Raw genomic sequence first — 17,470 nt, forward strand, 5'->3', positions numbered from 1 at the left:
TATAATAAAGCATACTTTGAATGTAAATTTTCGAAATTTATATTTTCTCTTACCATCCAAAGAGTAGCTGAAGGCACAAATTCATGCTTCACGCCTGCTGATTAAAAGATTTAACGGGAGTAATAACAATTACTTTTTTAAAAACCGGGTATAACCAATATCCAATCTCTATTCCAACTGTATTTAATATTAAATCATCAATATCGAGGCTTCCACGATGCGTCAAAAGCTGCAAAACCTCAATAAGGGAGATACAGGCCGCTGGCAAAACTGCCAGTCTGAAAAAACTTCGTTTCTTAGTCAGCAGTAAAATACAAATTCCATTTGGTATAAATAAGACAATATTCGCAGCAAGATTATAAAAAGCCACCAAAAATTCCACTCTTTGCGATAAGTAAAATAGAATAGTTTTAAAAGGAATAAGGTTCCACTCATGATAATGCTCATTGGCAGGTCTGAAAAAAAGTAAGATTAGCAGACATACAGAATATAAAATGATTACTCCTTTAATTGACCACCTAGGTATATGAAGCTGAACGCCATTCAATAGGCATACGGCAAATAAGGTCATTCCAGTCCAGAACCCCCACACGACTGCAATGGCAATAGGATTTAGAAAAAGAGCTAACCTCATAAGAAAAGGAAGCATGATGGAGTAAATAACCTGAGAAAAAACCTGAGAAAGCAGTATTGTTTTTTTCATTTCAAACACTCATTTCATAATGTCCATATACATTACCTTTACTTATCATAACCAATCTTTTTCCTGGTGTCATTTATACAGGAATAGGATGTTGCACTGAAAAGCAACATCCCTCACCTTTTTTAAATTCACAATTTTAAAATTATTCTACCCAAACAAACTCCAAAGCTTTTTTGTAAACATTATTGCTATTTGACACAAAAACGATTAAAATCCATGTTCAATATAATACTTGTGAATAAGCTTACAAAAAGATGCCGCGAAGACAAACAACATAAGGAATAATCTTTTATAGGTAAAGCAACAGTCTATGCTAAAACAGCCTATTACAGAGATTCAATAGTTGCTTTTGCTGATTTAGTTTGCTCAATTCCAGCCAAGCCCCTCTCTTTTACCTGAGCTGGCAAAACAATTAGATAGTAGCAGCCAACCACTGCCATCAAAATCCCAATTGCATAATAAATGGTTTCCACTTTAACAAAGACAGGGAAAATAACGGCTATAATCCCAAGGGAAATGGAATAAGAAAGCATCATTAAGGGATCAATCCAACCGGAAACTCTCCCCATAAATTTAGGATCCACCAGTTCTGTCATCCAGCCTGATAACGCCGTATTTAAAGGAGCTAAAATGATACCAAGCAATACGACGCTGGAGAAATAAAACCAAACGTTGTCAAGCATTCCCAAAGTAAAGGTAACGGCACCGCTGAAAAAAATTCCGGCTATGAACACACGATGAACCTTAAATTTCTGTATAAGCCGGCTTGCAACTGCACTTCCGAGGAGATATCCTATCCCCATACAAATTGAAAACAGCGATGAGAACTGTTGATATTGTGCCGGCGCCAGCTTATATTTCATGGTAAAAAGCGGAAGTACAGAAAATCCTCCGTTGATCAGCCCAAAAATGAGGAAACCAGCGATAATTGATTTTAATAGTTTAAAACTGAGAATATAAACAAGACCTTCCTTAAAATCTTTTAATATGGTTGAGAAGTTTAATACTTTAAAGTGTACTTTTCCGTTAGGCAGTCTGGCTTCAAGGGATATTGCACAGCTTCCAATCAGCAAACCAGATAGTATAAAACTGATTCCATCTGCCAAAACGGAGCCTGTAATCCCAATATAGTGATAGGAAAGGGCTCCAATTCCCATTCCAAATAACATGAACATCCCCATAACTGTCTGATTTAAACCAGATGCCTGCATATACATGCCTTTATCAAGAATCCCTTGAAGGAGACTCATTTCTGCAGGAGCAAAAAACTTTGAAACAGTACTGCGAATAAACAGAATCACAAATGCAAGCCATAGAATTTTCTCATAAACGGCAATTAACAAAATTAACGTCAGTGCTGCCCGAATCCAGTCGGTATTGACCGTTATCTTTTTCCTATCCATTCTGTCAGCTATAACACCGACTAAAAAAAATACAAATAAAATGGGCAGTGAATACATTAATTCTGCCAGTGTAGCCAAAAAAGGCTTTTTGCCGAAAAGGTCGAGAAGATAAAAGGTGAATGCAACCGTTCCCACCATTGATCCAAGCTGCGAAGCAATTGAAGCAAAAAACAATTTTCTGAAAATCTTATTTTTAAAGAGTTTCACTAATATTCCCCTTTCGAATCCTGAACCTGAAGTATATTTTTTAATACTGTTTTAAAAAGCTCCATCTGCTCTCGAACTCTCACTTGATCGGGACCTGCTGCCCTTGTATGAAGCATGATTCCCTCAAAATAAGAAGTAATCATTTTTACAATGACTTCAATTTCAGCCAACGGGCTAAATTCATTATTTAAAACTCCTTGCTGTAAAAAGTCCATGATAAATCGGTGCTGCCTGTCATAGCGCCCTTCTAAAAACAAGTGGCGCTCTTTATTTCTTAAACCACCGAGAAAGTATTCGTAAAACACCATATCCAGATTATCTGAACCTTCCAGAAGTTCCTGTTCTATGGCAGTAAGCATGGCTTTCAGCCCTTCCCAAACAGAATGGCGGCTTGCCAAAAGATTTTCAACCATTTGCTCTGTTTCCATTTCATTCTCGATTAAGATGGCTTTCATAATTTCCTCTTTGTTCGCAAAATAAAGATAAACCCATCCCCGGCTCATTTTTGTTTCATCGACTATATCCTGCATAGAGGACGCTTCGTAGCCCTTTCGAATAAAGACATTTTTGGCGGACTGGACTATGTGTGAACGACGTCTTCCTTTTTCTTCCTCTGATATCTTAGGTGCCACTTTGCTCCCCCCAAAAAATTAATGACGCATCTGTCATCTATATTATAATGACAATTCTGTCATTATCACAATAGTTTTTTTGTAAAATAATCCATTTTTTCTTTAAATAGGAATATATTAAAGAGTTCTTTACCGCTCCTTATCAACTAAAAGGTATGATATATGTTCTATTGCTTAGATTTATACAACAAGGTAAAATGATTCGGAAATGGAAAAAGATCAAAATATGAATGTTGATTTAAATTTTTGCACTGAGGAAATGAGAAGATGGAACGAGACTACTGCGGGACAAGCAGGCAAAAGGAACCTCTACTGGTGCAATGAGCACGGAGCAGGCTCCTTGTCTGCCGCCGGAAAGTGAGTACCTAAAAAGGAAAGCAACAGGCAAGATTAGCAGAGCCATAGAAAAAAGACAAACGCATCATTGTTCGTTTGTCCTTTTTATTTCCATATGTTTTATAGCTTCTTTCACATTTGAATAGGTTTTTACAGAAGCGAAGTGAATACCATTTTTAACAGCATTGCTGGCTATATCAGGGCGGATACCGGTAAAAATAACGGAAATCCCAAGTAAAACAAGCATTTTATAAATTTTAAAAATGTATTGTGAAATCTCCGGATCTAAATTTTTTATTCCTGAAAAATCGATAATAAGACAATGAATTCCCATCCCGCTAATTTTTGGTATAGCCGTATGAATGAGATACTCTGCTTTTTCATGGTCAATTGATCCAATTAGCGGAAGGACGGCAACATCTTCTTTAACCGGTACTATGGCAGATGATAATCGAATAATTTCTTTTTGTCTTTTTTGGTCTTCCATAATTGTATATTCTTCATATGCTACGATAGACTTCGTAAGCCCTATATCGAGCATATAATTAAGCCGCTGAAGGATCAAAGAGGCTTCAGCAAGTGTCAGGGAGTACTGCTCGCAGATAGCAGTGATCCGTTTATTAAAGAACAAGCGAACATCCGCATAGGGAGCAACAATACTGGAAACCTTTTCCGGAGGTGCACCCTGCTGCTCATATTTTCGGTACCATTTATGAAAACCATCCGCAACCATCTGGTCATTCTCATAGGTGATGGCCTCCCCTAGAAATTGAATGAACTCAGTCTGAAAATGAATGATATTATGTTTCACAGAGTCTTGCACTTCAAACTCCAGTTTAGCAATATTATATTCTACAATTTCAACAGCTAAAGAGGACGCATGTTCAATAATATAAGCAGACACACTATTTACAGAATTCATGATGTTTCTCCTCTCTGTCTTAAAGATTATCAAAAAAAGTCGGAAATTACGGAAAAGCAAAAGGAAATTACACACCCTATTTCCCATCATGTCCTGAGCACAAAAAACTTTATAAAAGGGCAATTTCAGTCATTAACCCCCATAAATATACAACAAAATTCGTAACAATAAAACCTTACAAAAAAAAAATCCTTCTTTACTCCCACGCTTTTCCCTTGACAAATCTACTTAGGGTGAAGAATAAGAGTTCTGTTAATCTTGACTGTTGAGCTTCAATCCTGGAACGAAAATCAACACTCTATGATAAACTGCTTTTACTTAAAAGCTCTTATACTTACTTGCATAAAAAAACAGCAGTCTGCATAGAGCCGCTGTTCCGAAAAGGTAATTGTCTTCTTTTAATGGTGATGATGTTCATGAGTTGTTGTGGAACAAATTTCGGTTTCGTCATGTGGATGATCTTCATTTTCCATTTGGATGGTCACATGGCCAATTCCTTGATGCTGCAGACAATGCTCTATTTCACGCAAGATGATCTGGCTTTCTTGAAAGTTTACCTGATCATTTACGACCACATGACAGGATAAAGCATTTTTATCGCTGGTTATACTCCAAATATGCAAATCATGTACCGTAAGAACACCCTTCACCGAACAAATATTCCTTATGACTTCATCTATGCGGATACCTTTCGGCTTCCCTTCCATTAATATACATACTGTTTGCTTAACAATTCTCCATGCACCAAAAGAGATTAGAAAAGATATAAGCACACTAAGAATCGGATCCAGCATATACCAGCCGGTAAACAAGATGATAACACCGCCTAGGATCACCCCTGCTGAAGCAATGGCATCCCCAATCATATGAAGTACCGCGCTTTTGACATTAATATTATCTTCTTTACTTAAACCAAGACCTAAATAAAGATTGAGTGCCAGTCCAACGGAAGCACTTATAAACATCCATGTACTTTCAACTGGCTGCGGATGTTGGAAGCGTGCGATAGCTTCTATCAGAATTATGACTGCAATTATAATCAATGCCATGGAATTAATAAAAGCAGCCAATATCCCGGAGCGATGATAGCCATAAGTAAATTCCTCGGAAGCCGGCTTCTGTGACTGATGCAGTGCAAACCATGACAATCCGATTGACGCAATATCTGTCAGGACGTGGCCGGCATCTGAAAGCAAGGCAAGACTATGCGAAAAAAAACCTCCCGCCACTTCAACTATTAATATTATAAGCGTTAGAAAAAATGCCAATTTCATTTTTCCAGCAGGGGCATGTGAGTGAAATACGTCTCCGTGATCATGATCATGATGATGATGTTTTTCTGACATGTTATGCTCCTTCCTTTTATTATACATGGCAAGAATGATTTATGGCTTGTCTCATAAGATCAAGAATATGTTTGTCATCGTGACTATAGTAAACAGTAGAGCCTGATCTTCTGAATTTAACAAGACGAAGGTTTTTTAAAAAACTTAATTGATGGGAAACGGTAGACTGATGAAGTCCCAAACATTCAGCAATCTCATTTACTGAGCACTCTTTTTGTGACAATAAATACAAAATTCTAATTCTAGTAGTGTCAGATAAAGCTTTAAAGGTTTGAGTTACCATAAAAAGAGTCTCTTCATTTATATTTTTAATTTCACTTGGTTTTGGAATATTTCCTTCTTTTTTTTGAAACATACCCTTCCTCCATCAAAAAATACGTTCTTTTTATCGGATTGATTATATGAACATATGCGCATATTGTCAAATCATCATGTATTGTATAACAAGATAAAAAAGCTTTCTTCCTATCAGGAGCAAAAAAGTGTTCAACCAACTCGGAAAACTTTAGGATCTATCAGTGCCTGTAAAAATTTTTTACAAGTATGTTTCTATCCTCTTATTATGGGGAATCTAATGATACCGGATAGATATCTATAAATTAGCAGCTGCAACAATTGGGTGCTATAGATAGCAGAAAGCCTATCATTTTTTTCTATTGCAAAACAATACATAATTGAAAGCATTCCAATCTTATACTATTTTTTGAATAATAGCAAAACATTCAAAACATTACGACTGTTTCACTAACCATGCAAGCGCTTTTAGATTCATGATAGAATAATAGAAGACGTTTGTAACAATAAATATAGAGGTGAGCAAATGGACAATAACAACATGAGAAGAGATATTAAAACCTTTGCCTTAACAATGACTGGACTTGGTTCTATTATTGGTTCCGGTTGGTTATTTGGAGCATGGAGAGCAGCTGAAGTTGCCGGTCCCGCTGCTTTAATCGCTTGGGTTTTAGGAACATTCATCATTCTATTCATCGGACTAACGTATGCTGAATTAGGAACGATGTTTCCAGAAGCAGGCGGAATGGTTCGATATGCACATTTTTCACACGGCTCTCTTGCCGGCTACATCTCGGGTTGGGCCAACTGGATTGCTATCGTTTCAGTAATTCCCGTTGAAGCCGAAGCCTCTGCTCAGTATATGAGTTCGTGGCCATTTGCATGGGCACACTCATTGTATAACGGTACACAGTTATCCGCGGCAGGACTTTTAATTGCAGCCATCTTAGTTATTATCTATTTCATTCTCAACTATTTTACAGTACAACTATTTGCACGTGTTAACACGGCCATTACGATCTTTAAATTTATTATTCCAGGATGCACTATTCTTGGCTTGGTAATTGCTGGTTTCCACAGCGGCAACTTTACCCAGTATCACGGCGGCTTTATGCCTCACGGATGGGCTGGTATCCTAACGGCCATTGCCACTTCCGGAATTGTGTTTGCCTTTAATGGCTTCCAAAGCCCCATTAACCTGGCCGGTGAAGCAAGGAACCCTCAGCGCTCCATTCCGATAGCCGTTATCGGATCCATCCTGATGGCTGGGGTTATTTACGTACTATTGCAGCTGGCGTTCATTGGTGCAGTAAAGCCTTCTATGGTTTCAAATGGATGGGATAACATTCAATTAAAATCACCTTTTGCCGACCTTGCTATGGCATGGGGATTGAACTGGCTCGCTCTTTTACTTTTTGCTGATGCTTTTATATCACCATCAGGTACTGGAATGACCTACACTGCGACAACCGCCAGAATGATTTATGGAATGGAGCGGAATGGATATTTCCCAAAAGTTTTTGGGTTTGTTAATCCAAAAGTCGGAGTGCCCCGTGCAGCAATGTGGTTAAACCTTGTGGTATCCTTTATCTTTTTATTCCTATTTAGAGGATGGGGATCACTCGCTTCCGTTATTTCTGTCGCTACGTTAATTTCGTATGTAACAGGGCCAATTTCTGTTATGGTCTTTAGACGCTATAGTAATGAGGCCGTCCACCGTCCGTTTAAGATTAAAGGCATGCAAATTATCGCACCCCTCGCCTTTATCATGGCATCACTCATTTATTATTGGGCACAGTGGCCTTTAACTGGAAAAGTTACGTTAATCATGGTTATCGGCTTGCCTATCTATTTTTATTATCAAGCTAAATCCAACTGGGAAGGATTTAGTAAAGATTTAAAATCTGGTTTATGGTTAATTATCTATTTACTTTACATGGCGTTTATTTCTTGGATCGGCAGTTCCAAATTTCATGGGATAAATATCATTCCATACGGATGGGATTTTGTCGTTATTATCATTTCGGCTTTAATTTTTTACACTTGGGGTGTCCGCAGCGGCTACCTGACGAAGGATTTAGAAGATGGCTATCAAATGAAACAAAGTAAAACTGACGTTCATTAAACAAATAAAGAGAGGCGGCTCATAAGAGTCAGCCTCTCTTTTCATATAGCTATTTTCATAAGTTCTTTGATTTTCGTGTCTATTTTTATTCATAGCATTTACAGATAGAAGCGAAAATCACTACAAACACTTGAAGCACTTAGTTTTTTTAAAAGTTTTTATAAGCAGATTTGGCATTTACATGCGTTTGAATCACTTTTTCATTATAGAGCCATTTTTCAACTTTATTCCAGGAGCTTGCATCTTGATATCCGAATGGCTTGTTCTTAGCATCCATCAAAGGCAAAAGAATTTGCAAGCTTTTTGTCTCTACCTCTTTATCCAATGGTGATGATTGATCTTCATGCTTTAATAGGATTGAAAGTCCTTCTTTAGGGTGCTTTTGGACATATGCCTGTCCTTCCCTAATAGCGGCCATGAATTTCTTATATACGTCAGGCTTTTCTTTTAATGATTTTTCACTTGCAACCAGGACTAATTCATAGTAATCAGGAACGCCGTATTTTGCGGGGTTAAAAGTACGCATAGGGTGCCCTTCTTTATCAAGTAGCAGCTTTTCATGGTTGATATAGCCTCCAATAAGTGCATCGGCTTTTTTTGTTGCCATTGTTGGAATTAAATTAAATCCTACATCGATCATCTTTACTTTATCTGGATTTCCCCCAGCAAATTGAACCATCGAATGAATGATTGCTTCATCCAGCGGAATAGATGGATACCCAACCGTTTTCCCTTCAAGATCCTTAGGCGATTGAATGGTGCTGTTTTCAGGGACCATCAAATAATTCAATGGATGGCGGACAATTGCACCAAAGGATTGGACAGGGATATTTTGGCTGCGGGCAATCACCACTTCCGGCTGATAGCTTAGAGCCATGTCCACTTGATTAGCAGCAACCAATTTAAGCGGATCATTCGTATCTGCTGGCATTTCAATATTCACATCTAAGCCCTGCTGTTTAAAATAGCCTTTTTCCTGTGCTGTATAAAGAAATGAATGTACAGCATTCGGATACCAATCCAGCATAAGAGTAACCTTTTGCATTTTATGTGAACCAGCTCCTGATTCTGCATTATTCACACCGCATCCGCCTAAAACCAGTAATAATGCTGCTGCTGTAAAAAAGAGAATTTTTTTCATGTTGTAGTTTCCTTCCTATTCCATTGTTTATTGATTAAAGTATCTTCTTTTTAATAATTTTTTTTCGATAAATGCTATGATTAAAAATAATGCAATCCCCATTAATGAAAGTATAAACACAGACGCAAACACTGCATCTGCCTCCATATTTCCAGACATTCTCCTGCTGAAATAACCCAATCCTGCAGTCCCGCCCAACCATTCACCGATTGTAGCTCCAACGACACAATACACGACTGACATTTTCAATCCAGACAGAAAGAGGGGTAAAGCCTGTGGAATTTGAATTTTCCTGAAGATTTGAAACCGGTTGGCCCCCATCGTCAAGAGCAGTTCCCGATAGTCATCCCCCCCTAATTTAAGCCCATCATACGTATTAATAACAATTGGAAAAAACGCAGTTAAAAAGGTTACTGCAACCTTGCTCCAAATGGAATACCCGAACCACATGATAAAAATGGGAGCAATTGCAATTAAAGGAATGGTTTGAGAGATGACCAGGAATGGATAAAGTACTTTCTCCATCGCTTTAGAGAAATGCATAATCGATCCTATAAGAACACCACCTATAACCGATAGGATAAATCCAATCAGGACTTCTTCAAGTGTGATCGGTAAATGCACCTCAAACAGAAGCAGGCTGTTCGTTAACAGGGACTTCCAAATGGAAAGAGGCGAAGGCAAAATAAAAGGAGGGATCATCCCCTTATCCACAATCCATTCCCATATACTGATCACAAAAATGATCACCAATAAAAACAAACCATATTCCTTTCGCCAACGGTTTAATTTAGTCTTCATCATTAATCAGACACTCCAATTCTTTTCTTACATGAATAAATTCAGACTGATAGATGATTTCCGGACTTCTTGGTCTTTTAAAATACACTTTCACTTCCTTTAATGGCTTTCCATTTTCTTTAGGCAGGATATAAATACGATCACTGAGTAAAATGGCTTCTTCTAAGTCATGCGTAATAAATAGGATTGTTTTTTGGAGATCCTCCCATAAATCCAAAAGCCATTTATGCACTTTTCGCTTCGTCAAAGAATCCAGTGCTCCAAAAGGTTCATCTAACAGCAAAAGATCTTTTGCCGAAATGAGGGATCTTAAAAAAGCGACACGCTGTCTCATTCCCCCTGAGAGCTCGTGTGGATAGGCATGTTCAAAAGAAAGTAAATCAAATTTAGACAGCCATTCCCTGATTTCAGCTTGCTTCTCCTTTTTATTCACTTTGGATATTTCCAATGGAAGCATAATATTTTCCGTCACCGTTCTCCAAGGTAAAAGCAAGTCTTTTTGCGGCATATAACCAATATTCCCTAAACGTTTATCCGGTGTCCCGTTTGAAAGAACAATCTCTCCATCTGACGGCTCCAGTAAACCTGAAATCACTTTAAACAAAGTGCTTTTCCCAGAACCGCTGGCTCCAATGATGGATACAAATTCCCCTTTCTCAATCTCCATGGAAAGATTCGCAAATACAGGCAGACCGTTCCCTTCATTATGAAAAATATACGCTACATTCTTTAAGGAAAGTAAATTAGACAGGCCAATCCCCTCCCTGATACACCATATCCCAAAACATATATTCAAATCTGGATGTTGTAATAAAATGTTCTTCCAAAACACTTAATTCCCGTTCACTTATTCCCTCTGCCAGGTGATCGAGTAAACGGATTAACCAGCTGGCTAAAGAACCGAATTCTTCAGAAGCATACATGGCAATCCACTCGCCATATAAGGCGTGTTCCTCAGAACCCGGATATTGTTCTTTTAGCATTTTACCGATTTCCCAGTAACTCCACATACAGGGAAGTAAAGAGGAAACCAATTCTGCAAGTGAACCCGTATGGGCAACATTCAGCATATATCGGGTGTAGGCAAGATTGATTGGGGCGGGCTTTGTTGCTTCCAACTGTTCATTCGTGATTCCAAACCTTTTCGCATATTGACGATGCAGGTCCATTTCGCCGTGGAGAGTATCATTCAAAAGCTTGGCAAAAGTGCTCATGGTCTCTAGATCTTTTGCTTTAATAGCCCCTAATGCAAAAAGTCTGGAATAGTCGATTAAAAATACGTAATCCTGCTTCATATAGCGAATAAAGGCTTCAGCAGGAAGGTCTCCATTTCCCAATCCCTTAACAAATGGGTGCTGGTGGGTTTGGAACCAAACATGTTTTAATTTTTCATAGAGCCGTTTTGAAAGGGCCATTCTTTTTCCTCCTTTTGCGTATTGCACCACTCAGCCATAAACATCGCTAAGGTTTTTGTAAAATCAACCAATTGTTGAACTTCCAGCTTTTCATTTATAGCGTGGGCATCCTCCAGTTTTCCCGGACCGAATATGACTGTTGGGATACCTGCCCGTCCAAGCCATCCTGCATCGGTGACTGTCGTAGACATCCCTATTTCGGGTTTCTTGCCTAAGGTATTTCGATACGACTTCACCAGTAATCTTGTTCCTATGTGTTCAGGATCGATTTCAAGAGAAGGGAAGACTTCGCCCTTATCCATAATCATGGATTTTCCTCCCCATTTAAATTGAGGAGGATGATTCCTTAACCAAGGGTCGCTTTGAGCTACAAGATGGATATGTTCTTCAATTTCCTTGATGATTTGTTCATAGTTCTCATTGGGATAAAAGTGTACTGTCACCCACAATGAACATCGGTCGGCAACAAAGGCTGCATGCCGCCCACCTTCAATGACGGCAGGATTAATGGTGTTGGTACCCGGAGCAAAACCAGGGTATTGTTTTGTAATCGCCCAATGCCGTTCAAGCTCCTGAAGACCTGAGATGACTTTCATCATCTTTTCAATAGCATTGGCCCCATGTATCCCGCCGCCTGCGTGAACCATTTTTCTGCGTAAACCATCATGGTACGTTTCTGTGCTCTGTATGGTAATCCAGCCTGTAATGACTCCTCCTTGGCCCTCGATATGAAGATCACTGGTATCCACGACTACTGCAAAATCCGCTTTGTACCCTCTCTCCGTACAATCAAGGGTTCCTGCTTCCCCCACCTCTTCACCAATGACCGATTGTAATTGAAGATTCCCTTTAAGTGGGATATTTAAATCTTTTAACACCTTCACGGCCAGCAATGCTCCTGCCAAACCGCCTTTCATATCTGCAACTCCCCGGCCGTATAGATAGCCCCCCTCTTCTCTTAAAACAAAAGGCGGTGTTTCCCAATCACTCTCATCCCCTACTTCTGCCACGTCCACATGGCCGTTTATAATTAAGCTTTTGTATGCTTCTGCAGAGTCTCCAGGCAATATCCCCACAACGTTGGAGTCACCGGGGTAGACCTCCCATCTCTCCGTTTTAAAATCCAAATCCATTAAATACTTATTTATGTAATGTTGTATTTTGCTTGAATTGCGGGCTGGAGGGCTTACAGTTGGATATCCCACAAGTTTAGATACTAATTGAATAAGTTCATCTTTTCTTGCCTCAATCTCATTCGTAATTCTTGCAGCTAGTTCTTCTGTAACAAAGTCCAAGCTTTTTCACCCCTTATTGCTTTGTCTATGTACTTTTTAACGCAAAAAAACCACTCATTTACGGAGAAATGAGTGGGTTATAACCATGTCATAAAAAATAAAAATATAAGAATTGACCTGATTGTTAATTTCCACTTCCCTCCGCTGGTATAATCCAGTTCAGGTTCAAAGGGTTTAGAACTAATGTTCAGTCTCAGCCATTCAGGCTCCCCTAGCAGTAAGCAATATTTATTTCATTTCCTCGATCATATCTCTATTTCTTAAAATAGTAAAGTGGAAATGATTATTCTTCTAATATCTTGGCATGCATTTAAGATAATGTCTCTGTTAATCTTGCTTGTTATTTTCAGCAGCAATCAACGGTGAATTAAATTCAATATTGGGCTTTAACTCAGATATGCAAGCGTTGTTGGTCCTGCTGGTTGATTTCCGTTGCAGGCACTCGCTTTCCGCGGGGCGGTTGGGAAGCCTCCTCGTCGCAAGCTCCTGCGGGGTCTTCCCTTACACGCTGATCCCGCAGGAGTCTCGTACTTTTCACTTCAATCAACGGTGAATTCAAATTAACATTGGGCTTTAACTCAGATATGCAAGCGTTGTTGGTTCTGACAGTTAATTTTCGATCAATCAATGTGGGTGTAATAGTAACATTAATTTTTACAGAATGTTAAATTACAAGGTTGAAAACTGTTCGTTTTTTAGCTCATTCGTGTGAAACGGCCGTTTCACACGAATGAGCTAACAGTGTCCTTTAACAACGCATATTAGAAAAGAATTCATGCTCCATTAACATCGTATGTCTGGATATAAAATATAAGTGTTTTCCTTCGATGGAAAAAGTTTTATTAATAAAATCCTATTGATACATTTTACTTCCAGTATTTCTAAATTCTTTCGCTTTTTCTTCCATCCCCTCCATAATCATTGCTTCCTTTCGGTGATCCTCTTCTTTTACCCGTTCTCGTATATCCTGTGAAATTTTCATACTGCAGAATTTTGGACCGCACATGGAGCAAAAATGAGATGTTTTCGCCCCTTCTGCCGGAAGTGTTTCATCATGATATTCCAGCGCTCTTTCCGGATCTAATGACAAATTAAATTGATCTCTCCATCGAAATTCAAATCTGGCTTTTGAAAGGGCATCATCCCGCATTTGGGCTCCGGGATGCCCTTTTGCTAAATCTGCAGCATGCGCAGCAATTTTATAGGTGATAACCCCGGTTCTTACGTCCTCTTTATTTGGAAGGCCCAGGTGCTCCTTTGGTGTTACATAACAGAGCATGGCCGTTCCAAACCATCCAATCATTGCAGCACCAATGGCTGAAGTAATATGGTCATAGCCTGGGGCAATATCTGTTGTTAACGGGCCTAAAGTATAAAAAGGGGCTTCATCACAAACTTTCATTTGCTTATCCACGTTTTCTTTAATTAAATGCATTGGAACGTGTCCTGGACCTTCAATCATTACTTGTACATCGTGATTCCAAGCTATTTCCGTGAGTTCTCCAAGTGTTTCCAGCTCCGCTAATTGTGCCGCATCATTTGCATCTGCAATGGAACCTGGACGAAGGCCATCCCCTAAAGAAAAGGATACATCATACGTTTTCATAATTTCACAGATTTCTTCAAAATGAGTGTAAAGGAAGTTCTCCTGATGGTGGGCAAGACACCATTGAGCCATAATAGAACCTCCTCGGGATACGATACCTGTTACCCTGTTTACTGTTAAGGGGATGTAACGAAGAAGCACTCCTGCATGTATAGTGAAATAATCCACTCCCTGCTCAGATTGTTCTATTAACGTATCACGATATACCTCCCAATTTAGGTCCTCCGCACACCCATTCACTTTTTCGAGCGCTTGATAGATTGGAACAGTTCCTACCGGTACGGGGGAATTTCGGATAATCCATTCGCGCGTAGTATGTATATTTTCCCCTGTTGAAAGGTCCATCATGGTATCTGCCCCCCAGCGGGTAGCCCATGTCATTTTTTCTACCTCTTCTTCAATAGAAGAGGTAACGGCAGAATTCCCAATATTCGCATTAATCTTCACGTGAAAACGGGAACCAATAATCATAGGTTCACTTTCAGGATGATTAATATTAGCAGGTATAATGGCACGTCCACGTGCAACCTCATCCCGGACTAATTCAGGTGACACATTTTCTCTGATTGCGATAAATTCCATTTCAGGAGTAATAATCCCTTTCCGTGCATAATGCATTTGGGTAATATTTTTTCCTTTTTTTGCTCTTAACGGTTTTCGCTTTAATCCTGGAAACAGGCTGGTATTCGCTCTTGAATCATTGTTCTTATAACCGTTATCCTCCGGTTTTACTCCACGGCCGCTATACTCTTCTATATTTTCATTATCCCGTATCCAGCTGCGGCAGGGACTAAGACCTTTACGTATATCAATTGGACAGTCAGCATCTGTATAAGGTCCGCTTGTATCATAAACACGTACAGGCAAATTAGCTTCTTGCTCAAATGTTCCTTTGGTATCAGAGAGTTGGATTTCGCGCATAGGTACCTTTATTTCGGGCCTTGGTCCCTTAACATACACTTTCTTGCTTCCTGTAAAACTGGACATAATGGATACATTTTTTTCATTGTTTGAATTTGTAAGCATTCTTTTATTCTCCCCTTTTTATCATTTGCTCAGTTAAATGAAAAGATTGTTTAACCGCCTTTTTCTCTCAGCTGAAAGGTTAATGTAAAAAAATGAGCTGAAAACGACAGAGTCAATTAACCAAGTTCTTATTAAAAAGGACAAAATCAGTTCAAGGGACCGCATGAAAAAAACCGGATCTATAAAGAGACCCGGCTGATGTTAGCATAAACACGTTAATGGAAATACACCATTAACGAGCATAAAAATTCTAACTTCCCCACGCTGGTATGAACCAGATCAGGTCCTGAGGGTTAAGAAACTTACGCGTTTCTCTCTCAGCCCAGCATACTGGACACCCCTAGTTTTCACATGATTAAATTGTACAAATTCATAATAGTCCTAAGGTAAATCAATGTAAATAGTTCTTTTTTCATTTTTCCTCTTATTGTATTTTAAAAATAGAATCTGTAAAAGCACTTGCTATATTTAAAACGACTGTGAACCTGCAGAGTAAATCAGCAGCTTAAAAAATAAAGACAAACAATTAAAAAGAGCGTGTCCAAGGTTACTGGAACACACTCTCCTATATTCCTATTTATCTTACCAGGTAAATAAACCTACAAACATCGCACTTAATAGAGAAACAGCAACACCGCTGACTAAAAGCTTCCATACATTTTTACCAATAATGCGGGACTTGTCTTCACCCATTATAGAACTGATTGCCCCGTAAATCATACCGACAGTACTAAAATTGGCAAAGGAAGTCAAAAATGTTGTTGCAACAGCAATTGTATGATGCGGAAGGCTATGGACATGTTTTTTCAAATCCATCATGGCTACGAATTCGTTTGTTGACAGCTTTATTCCCATTAACTGAGCGACATACATGGCATCATGGCCTGATAATCCCATCAGATAAGCAAAAGGGCTAAATATCACGGAAAAAATCTTTTGAACCGTAAGACCGTGAATGAAAAATCCCAATATACCATTTGCACAGGCTGTCAGTGCTACATAACCGACCACCATTGCCATAATCACAATCACCATACGTATCCCTACAAGCATACTATTAGAGATAGTAGAAAAGAAATCTTTTTTCTCTGCTTTTGTAGGGACATATACAATATCTTCTTCTTTGCTAACTTCTATTGGATTTAATATACTCGCCAAAAGTAGTGCATTTAAGCAGTTTAAAGGAATTGCAGCAAATACATATTCGCCTGGGACCATGCTCAAGTATGCACCGATGATCGATCCTGAGATACTGCTCATACTCATGATTCCGAACGTAAGAAGGCGGTTTTCTTTTAATACTGCTAATTGTTGGCGGATAACTGCCAATGCCTCTGTATTACCAAGGAACATCATTTGCAATGAAAAAAAACTTTCCAGCTTTGGCAGACCTGAAACCTTGGAAATAACCCAGCCTACTTTATCGATAATCCATGTTAAGATACCAAAATAACTAAGGATATCAAAGAAGGTAATAATAAATATAATCGGCATTAATGCACTAAAGAAGAAATCAACAGAAGGATTCGCCATTGCAGATGGGAAAGCAAAAGAAATCCCCTGGTCTGCACACGATATAAGAAACGTAAAAAATGATGCTATTTTATTTATGACCCATGTTCCGACTTTAGTGCCAAGCATAAACCAGGTAATAAAAAGCTCTACAACGATTAAGCTTAGGACAGCACGCCATTTAACCTTTCTCTTATTAGGCGAGCAAAGGAATACCAGGCCAAAAACAACCAGAACCCCTAGAATATTCAATAAAAAAAACATGCCAACAACTCCCTGTTTAGGATTCCCTGTATAAAACGCCCTCCATTTCACCCCCAGCCACAGGCTGAAGCGTGAAAAATAAGAGCTGCGGAAACCTATTACTTAATACGGTTATAAAAAAACCGGTATCTAAGGAAATAGTCTGCATGTATGGCTCTATATTTATTCACACTTCCCTGTAGTCCGGCATTTCTGGCTGCCGGGTAGAAACTATCAGACCATTCAACTGACATTATACAAGGATCATTATTAAGACCTGATTAGTTTATATCATATGACAGAATACGACAATATTTTTATTAAAAGTTGAAATCATTTTACAACTGAAAATAATAATAATATTGTAATTTATTCACCAAATCTCAGGATTCTTACCTGTTGAAGTATGTAATTTTCTCCATTATAAAAAAACAATTGAATCCTTTAGCGTAATAAAGTAAAA

At 38.7% G+C, this 17,470-nt stretch carries 15 protein-coding genes and 3 riboswitches; of the genes, 1 reads left to right on the forward strand and 14 read right to left on the reverse strand.

The genetic code is table 11. From position 1 onward, the window contains the following. Positions 1-88: 88 nt before the first annotated feature. The 6 genes from A5N88_RS09255 to A5N88_RS09280 form a co-directional block, all read right to left on the reverse strand. A complete protein-coding gene (locus A5N88_RS09255) occupies positions 89-703 on the reverse strand; it encodes a VanZ family protein (protein WP_066265052.1) in 615 nt (204 codons plus the stop codon). Positions 704-1,029: 326 nt separating this feature from the next. Further along, positions 1,030-2,313, reverse strand: coding sequence for an MFS transporter (locus A5N88_RS09260; RefSeq protein WP_066265055.1), 1,284 nt, complete (start codon positions 2,311-2,313; stop codon positions 1,030-1,032). Then, positions 2,313-2,945 (reverse strand): TetR/AcrR family transcriptional regulator, encoded by a 633-nt coding sequence (locus tag A5N88_RS09265; RefSeq protein WP_066265056.1) that lies wholly within the window; start codon positions 2,943-2,945, stop codon positions 2,313-2,315. Before A5N88_RS09265 ends, A5N88_RS09260 begins: the two co-directional genes overlap by 1 nt. Positions 2,946-3,366: 421 nt before the next feature. Next, positions 3,367-4,203, reverse strand: coding sequence for an STAS domain-containing protein (locus tag A5N88_RS09270; RefSeq protein WP_066265058.1), 837 nt, complete (start codon positions 4,201-4,203; stop codon positions 3,367-3,369). Positions 4,204-4,601: 398 nt separating this feature from the next. Beyond that, entirely contained in the window at positions 4,602-5,549 is a 948-nt protein-coding gene (locus A5N88_RS09275) for a cation diffusion facilitator family transporter (RefSeq protein ID WP_066265061.1), read from the reverse strand. Positions 5,550-5,568: 19 nt separating this feature from the next. Then, positions 5,569-5,904, reverse strand: a complete 336-nt coding sequence (locus tag A5N88_RS09280) for an ArsR/SmtB family transcription factor (RefSeq protein WP_066265063.1) — start codon at positions 5,902-5,904, stop codon at positions 5,569-5,571. 465 nt (positions 5,905-6,369) lie between these two features. Between A5N88_RS09280 and A5N88_RS09285 the strand changes: the two genes are divergently transcribed. Then, complete coding sequence (locus A5N88_RS09285; RefSeq protein ID WP_066265066.1) at positions 6,370-7,968, forward strand: APC family permease; 1,599 nt, start codon at positions 6,370-6,372, stop codon at positions 7,966-7,968. A gap of 148 nt (positions 7,969-8,116) precedes the next feature. Here A5N88_RS09285 and A5N88_RS09290 read toward each other — a convergent pair whose 3' ends face one another. The 8 genes from A5N88_RS09290 to A5N88_RS09320 form a co-directional block, all read right to left on the reverse strand. Beyond that, a complete protein-coding gene (locus A5N88_RS09290; protein ID WP_066265068.1) occupies positions 8,117-9,109 on the reverse strand; it encodes an ABC transporter substrate-binding protein in 993 nt (330 codons plus the stop codon). 27 nt (positions 9,110-9,136) lie between these two features. After that, positions 9,137-9,910 (reverse strand): ABC transporter permease, encoded by a 774-nt coding sequence (locus A5N88_RS09295; protein WP_066270400.1) that lies wholly within the window; start codon positions 9,908-9,910, stop codon positions 9,137-9,139. Next, positions 9,900-10,577 (reverse strand): ABC transporter ATP-binding protein, encoded by a 678-nt coding sequence (locus tag A5N88_RS09300; protein ID WP_083953093.1) that lies wholly within the window; start codon positions 10,575-10,577, stop codon positions 9,900-9,902. The genes A5N88_RS09295 and A5N88_RS09300 overlap by 11 nt, the downstream gene beginning before the upstream one ends. A 76-nt stretch (positions 10,578-10,653) precedes the next feature. Next, positions 10,654-11,325: a thiaminase II gene (gene tenA, locus A5N88_RS09305; RefSeq protein WP_066265070.1), complete on the reverse strand. Its 672-nt coding sequence runs from the start codon at positions 11,323-11,325 to the stop codon at positions 10,654-10,656. Next, entirely contained in the window at positions 11,292-12,620 is a 1,329-nt protein-coding gene (locus A5N88_RS09310) for an acetylornithine deacetylase (protein WP_066265071.1), read from the reverse strand. Before A5N88_RS09310 ends, tenA begins: the two co-directional genes overlap by 34 nt. 119 nt (positions 12,621-12,739) lie before the next feature. Further along, positions 12,740-12,843, reverse strand: a riboswitch (TPP riboswitch). A gap of 168 nt (positions 12,844-13,011) precedes the next feature. Continuing rightward, positions 13,012-13,167 carry a hypothetical protein gene (locus A5N88_RS24805; protein ID WP_157090632.1) on the reverse strand — a complete coding sequence of 52 codons (156 nt, stop codon included), beginning with the start codon at positions 13,165-13,167 and terminating at the stop codon, positions 13,012-13,014. Positions 13,168-13,473: 306 nt separating this feature from the next. Next, positions 13,474-15,252 (reverse strand): phosphomethylpyrimidine synthase ThiC, encoded by a 1,779-nt coding sequence (gene thiC, locus A5N88_RS09315; protein WP_066265075.1) that lies wholly within the window; start codon positions 15,250-15,252, stop codon positions 13,474-13,476. Between the two features lie 239 nt (positions 15,253-15,491). Beyond that, a riboswitch (TPP riboswitch) is annotated at positions 15,492-15,604 on the reverse strand. A gap of 230 nt (positions 15,605-15,834) precedes the next feature. Continuing rightward, complete coding sequence (locus A5N88_RS09320) at positions 15,835-17,028, reverse strand: nucleoside transporter C-terminal domain-containing protein (RefSeq protein WP_066265078.1); 1,194 nt, start codon at positions 17,026-17,028, stop codon at positions 15,835-15,837. A gap of 159 nt (positions 17,029-17,187) precedes the next feature. Further along, a riboswitch (purine riboswitch) is annotated at positions 17,188-17,288 on the reverse strand. Between the last annotated feature and the right edge of the window lie 182 nt (positions 17,289-17,470).

The sequence above is a fragment of the Heyndrickxia acidicola genome, assembly GCF_001636425.1.
Classification (GTDB): domain Bacteria; phylum Bacillota; class Bacilli; order Bacillales; family Bacillaceae_C; genus Bacillus_AE; species Bacillus_AE acidicola.

Excerpts from the sequence above, each read along its gene's own strand:
- A5N88_RS09270 (WP_066265058.1), bottom strand. The coding sequence starts at position 4,203 with ATGAATTCTGTAAATAGTGTGTCTGCTTATATTATTGAACATGCGTCC.
- A5N88_RS09275 (WP_066265061.1), bottom strand. The coding sequence starts at position 5,549 with ATGTCAGAAAAACATCATCATCATGATCATGATCACGGAGACGTATTT.
- A5N88_RS09255 (WP_066265052.1), bottom strand. The coding sequence starts at position 703 with ATGAAAAAAACAATACTGCTTTCTCAGGTTTTTTCTCAGGTTATTTAC.
- A5N88_RS09320 (WP_066265078.1), bottom strand. The coding sequence starts at position 17,028 with ATGTTTTTTTTATTGAATATTCTAGGGGTTCTGGTTGTTTTTGGCCTG.
- thiC (WP_066265075.1), bottom strand. The coding sequence starts at position 15,252 with ATGCTTACAAATTCAAACAATGAAAAAAATGTATCCATTATGTCCAGT.
- A5N88_RS09285 (WP_066265066.1), top strand. The coding sequence starts at position 6,370 with ATGGACAATAACAACATGAGAAGAGATATTAAAACCTTTGCCTTAACA.
- tenA (WP_066265070.1), bottom strand. The coding sequence starts at position 11,325 with ATGGCCCTTTCAAAACGGCTCTATGAAAAATTAAAACATGTTTGGTTC.
- A5N88_RS09295 (WP_066270400.1), bottom strand. The coding sequence starts at position 9,910 with ATGAAGACTAAATTAAACCGTTGGCGAAAGGAATATGGTTTGTTTTTA.
- A5N88_RS09290 (WP_066265068.1), bottom strand. The coding sequence starts at position 9,109 with ATGAAAAAAATTCTCTTTTTTACAGCAGCAGCATTATTACTGGTTTTA.
- A5N88_RS09280 (WP_066265063.1), bottom strand. The coding sequence starts at position 5,904 with ATGTTTCAAAAAAAAGAAGGAAATATTCCAAAACCAAGTGAAATTAAA.
- A5N88_RS09300 (WP_083953093.1), bottom strand. The coding sequence starts at position 10,577 with ATGGAGATTGAGAAAGGGGAATTTGTATCCATCATTGGAGCCAGCGGT.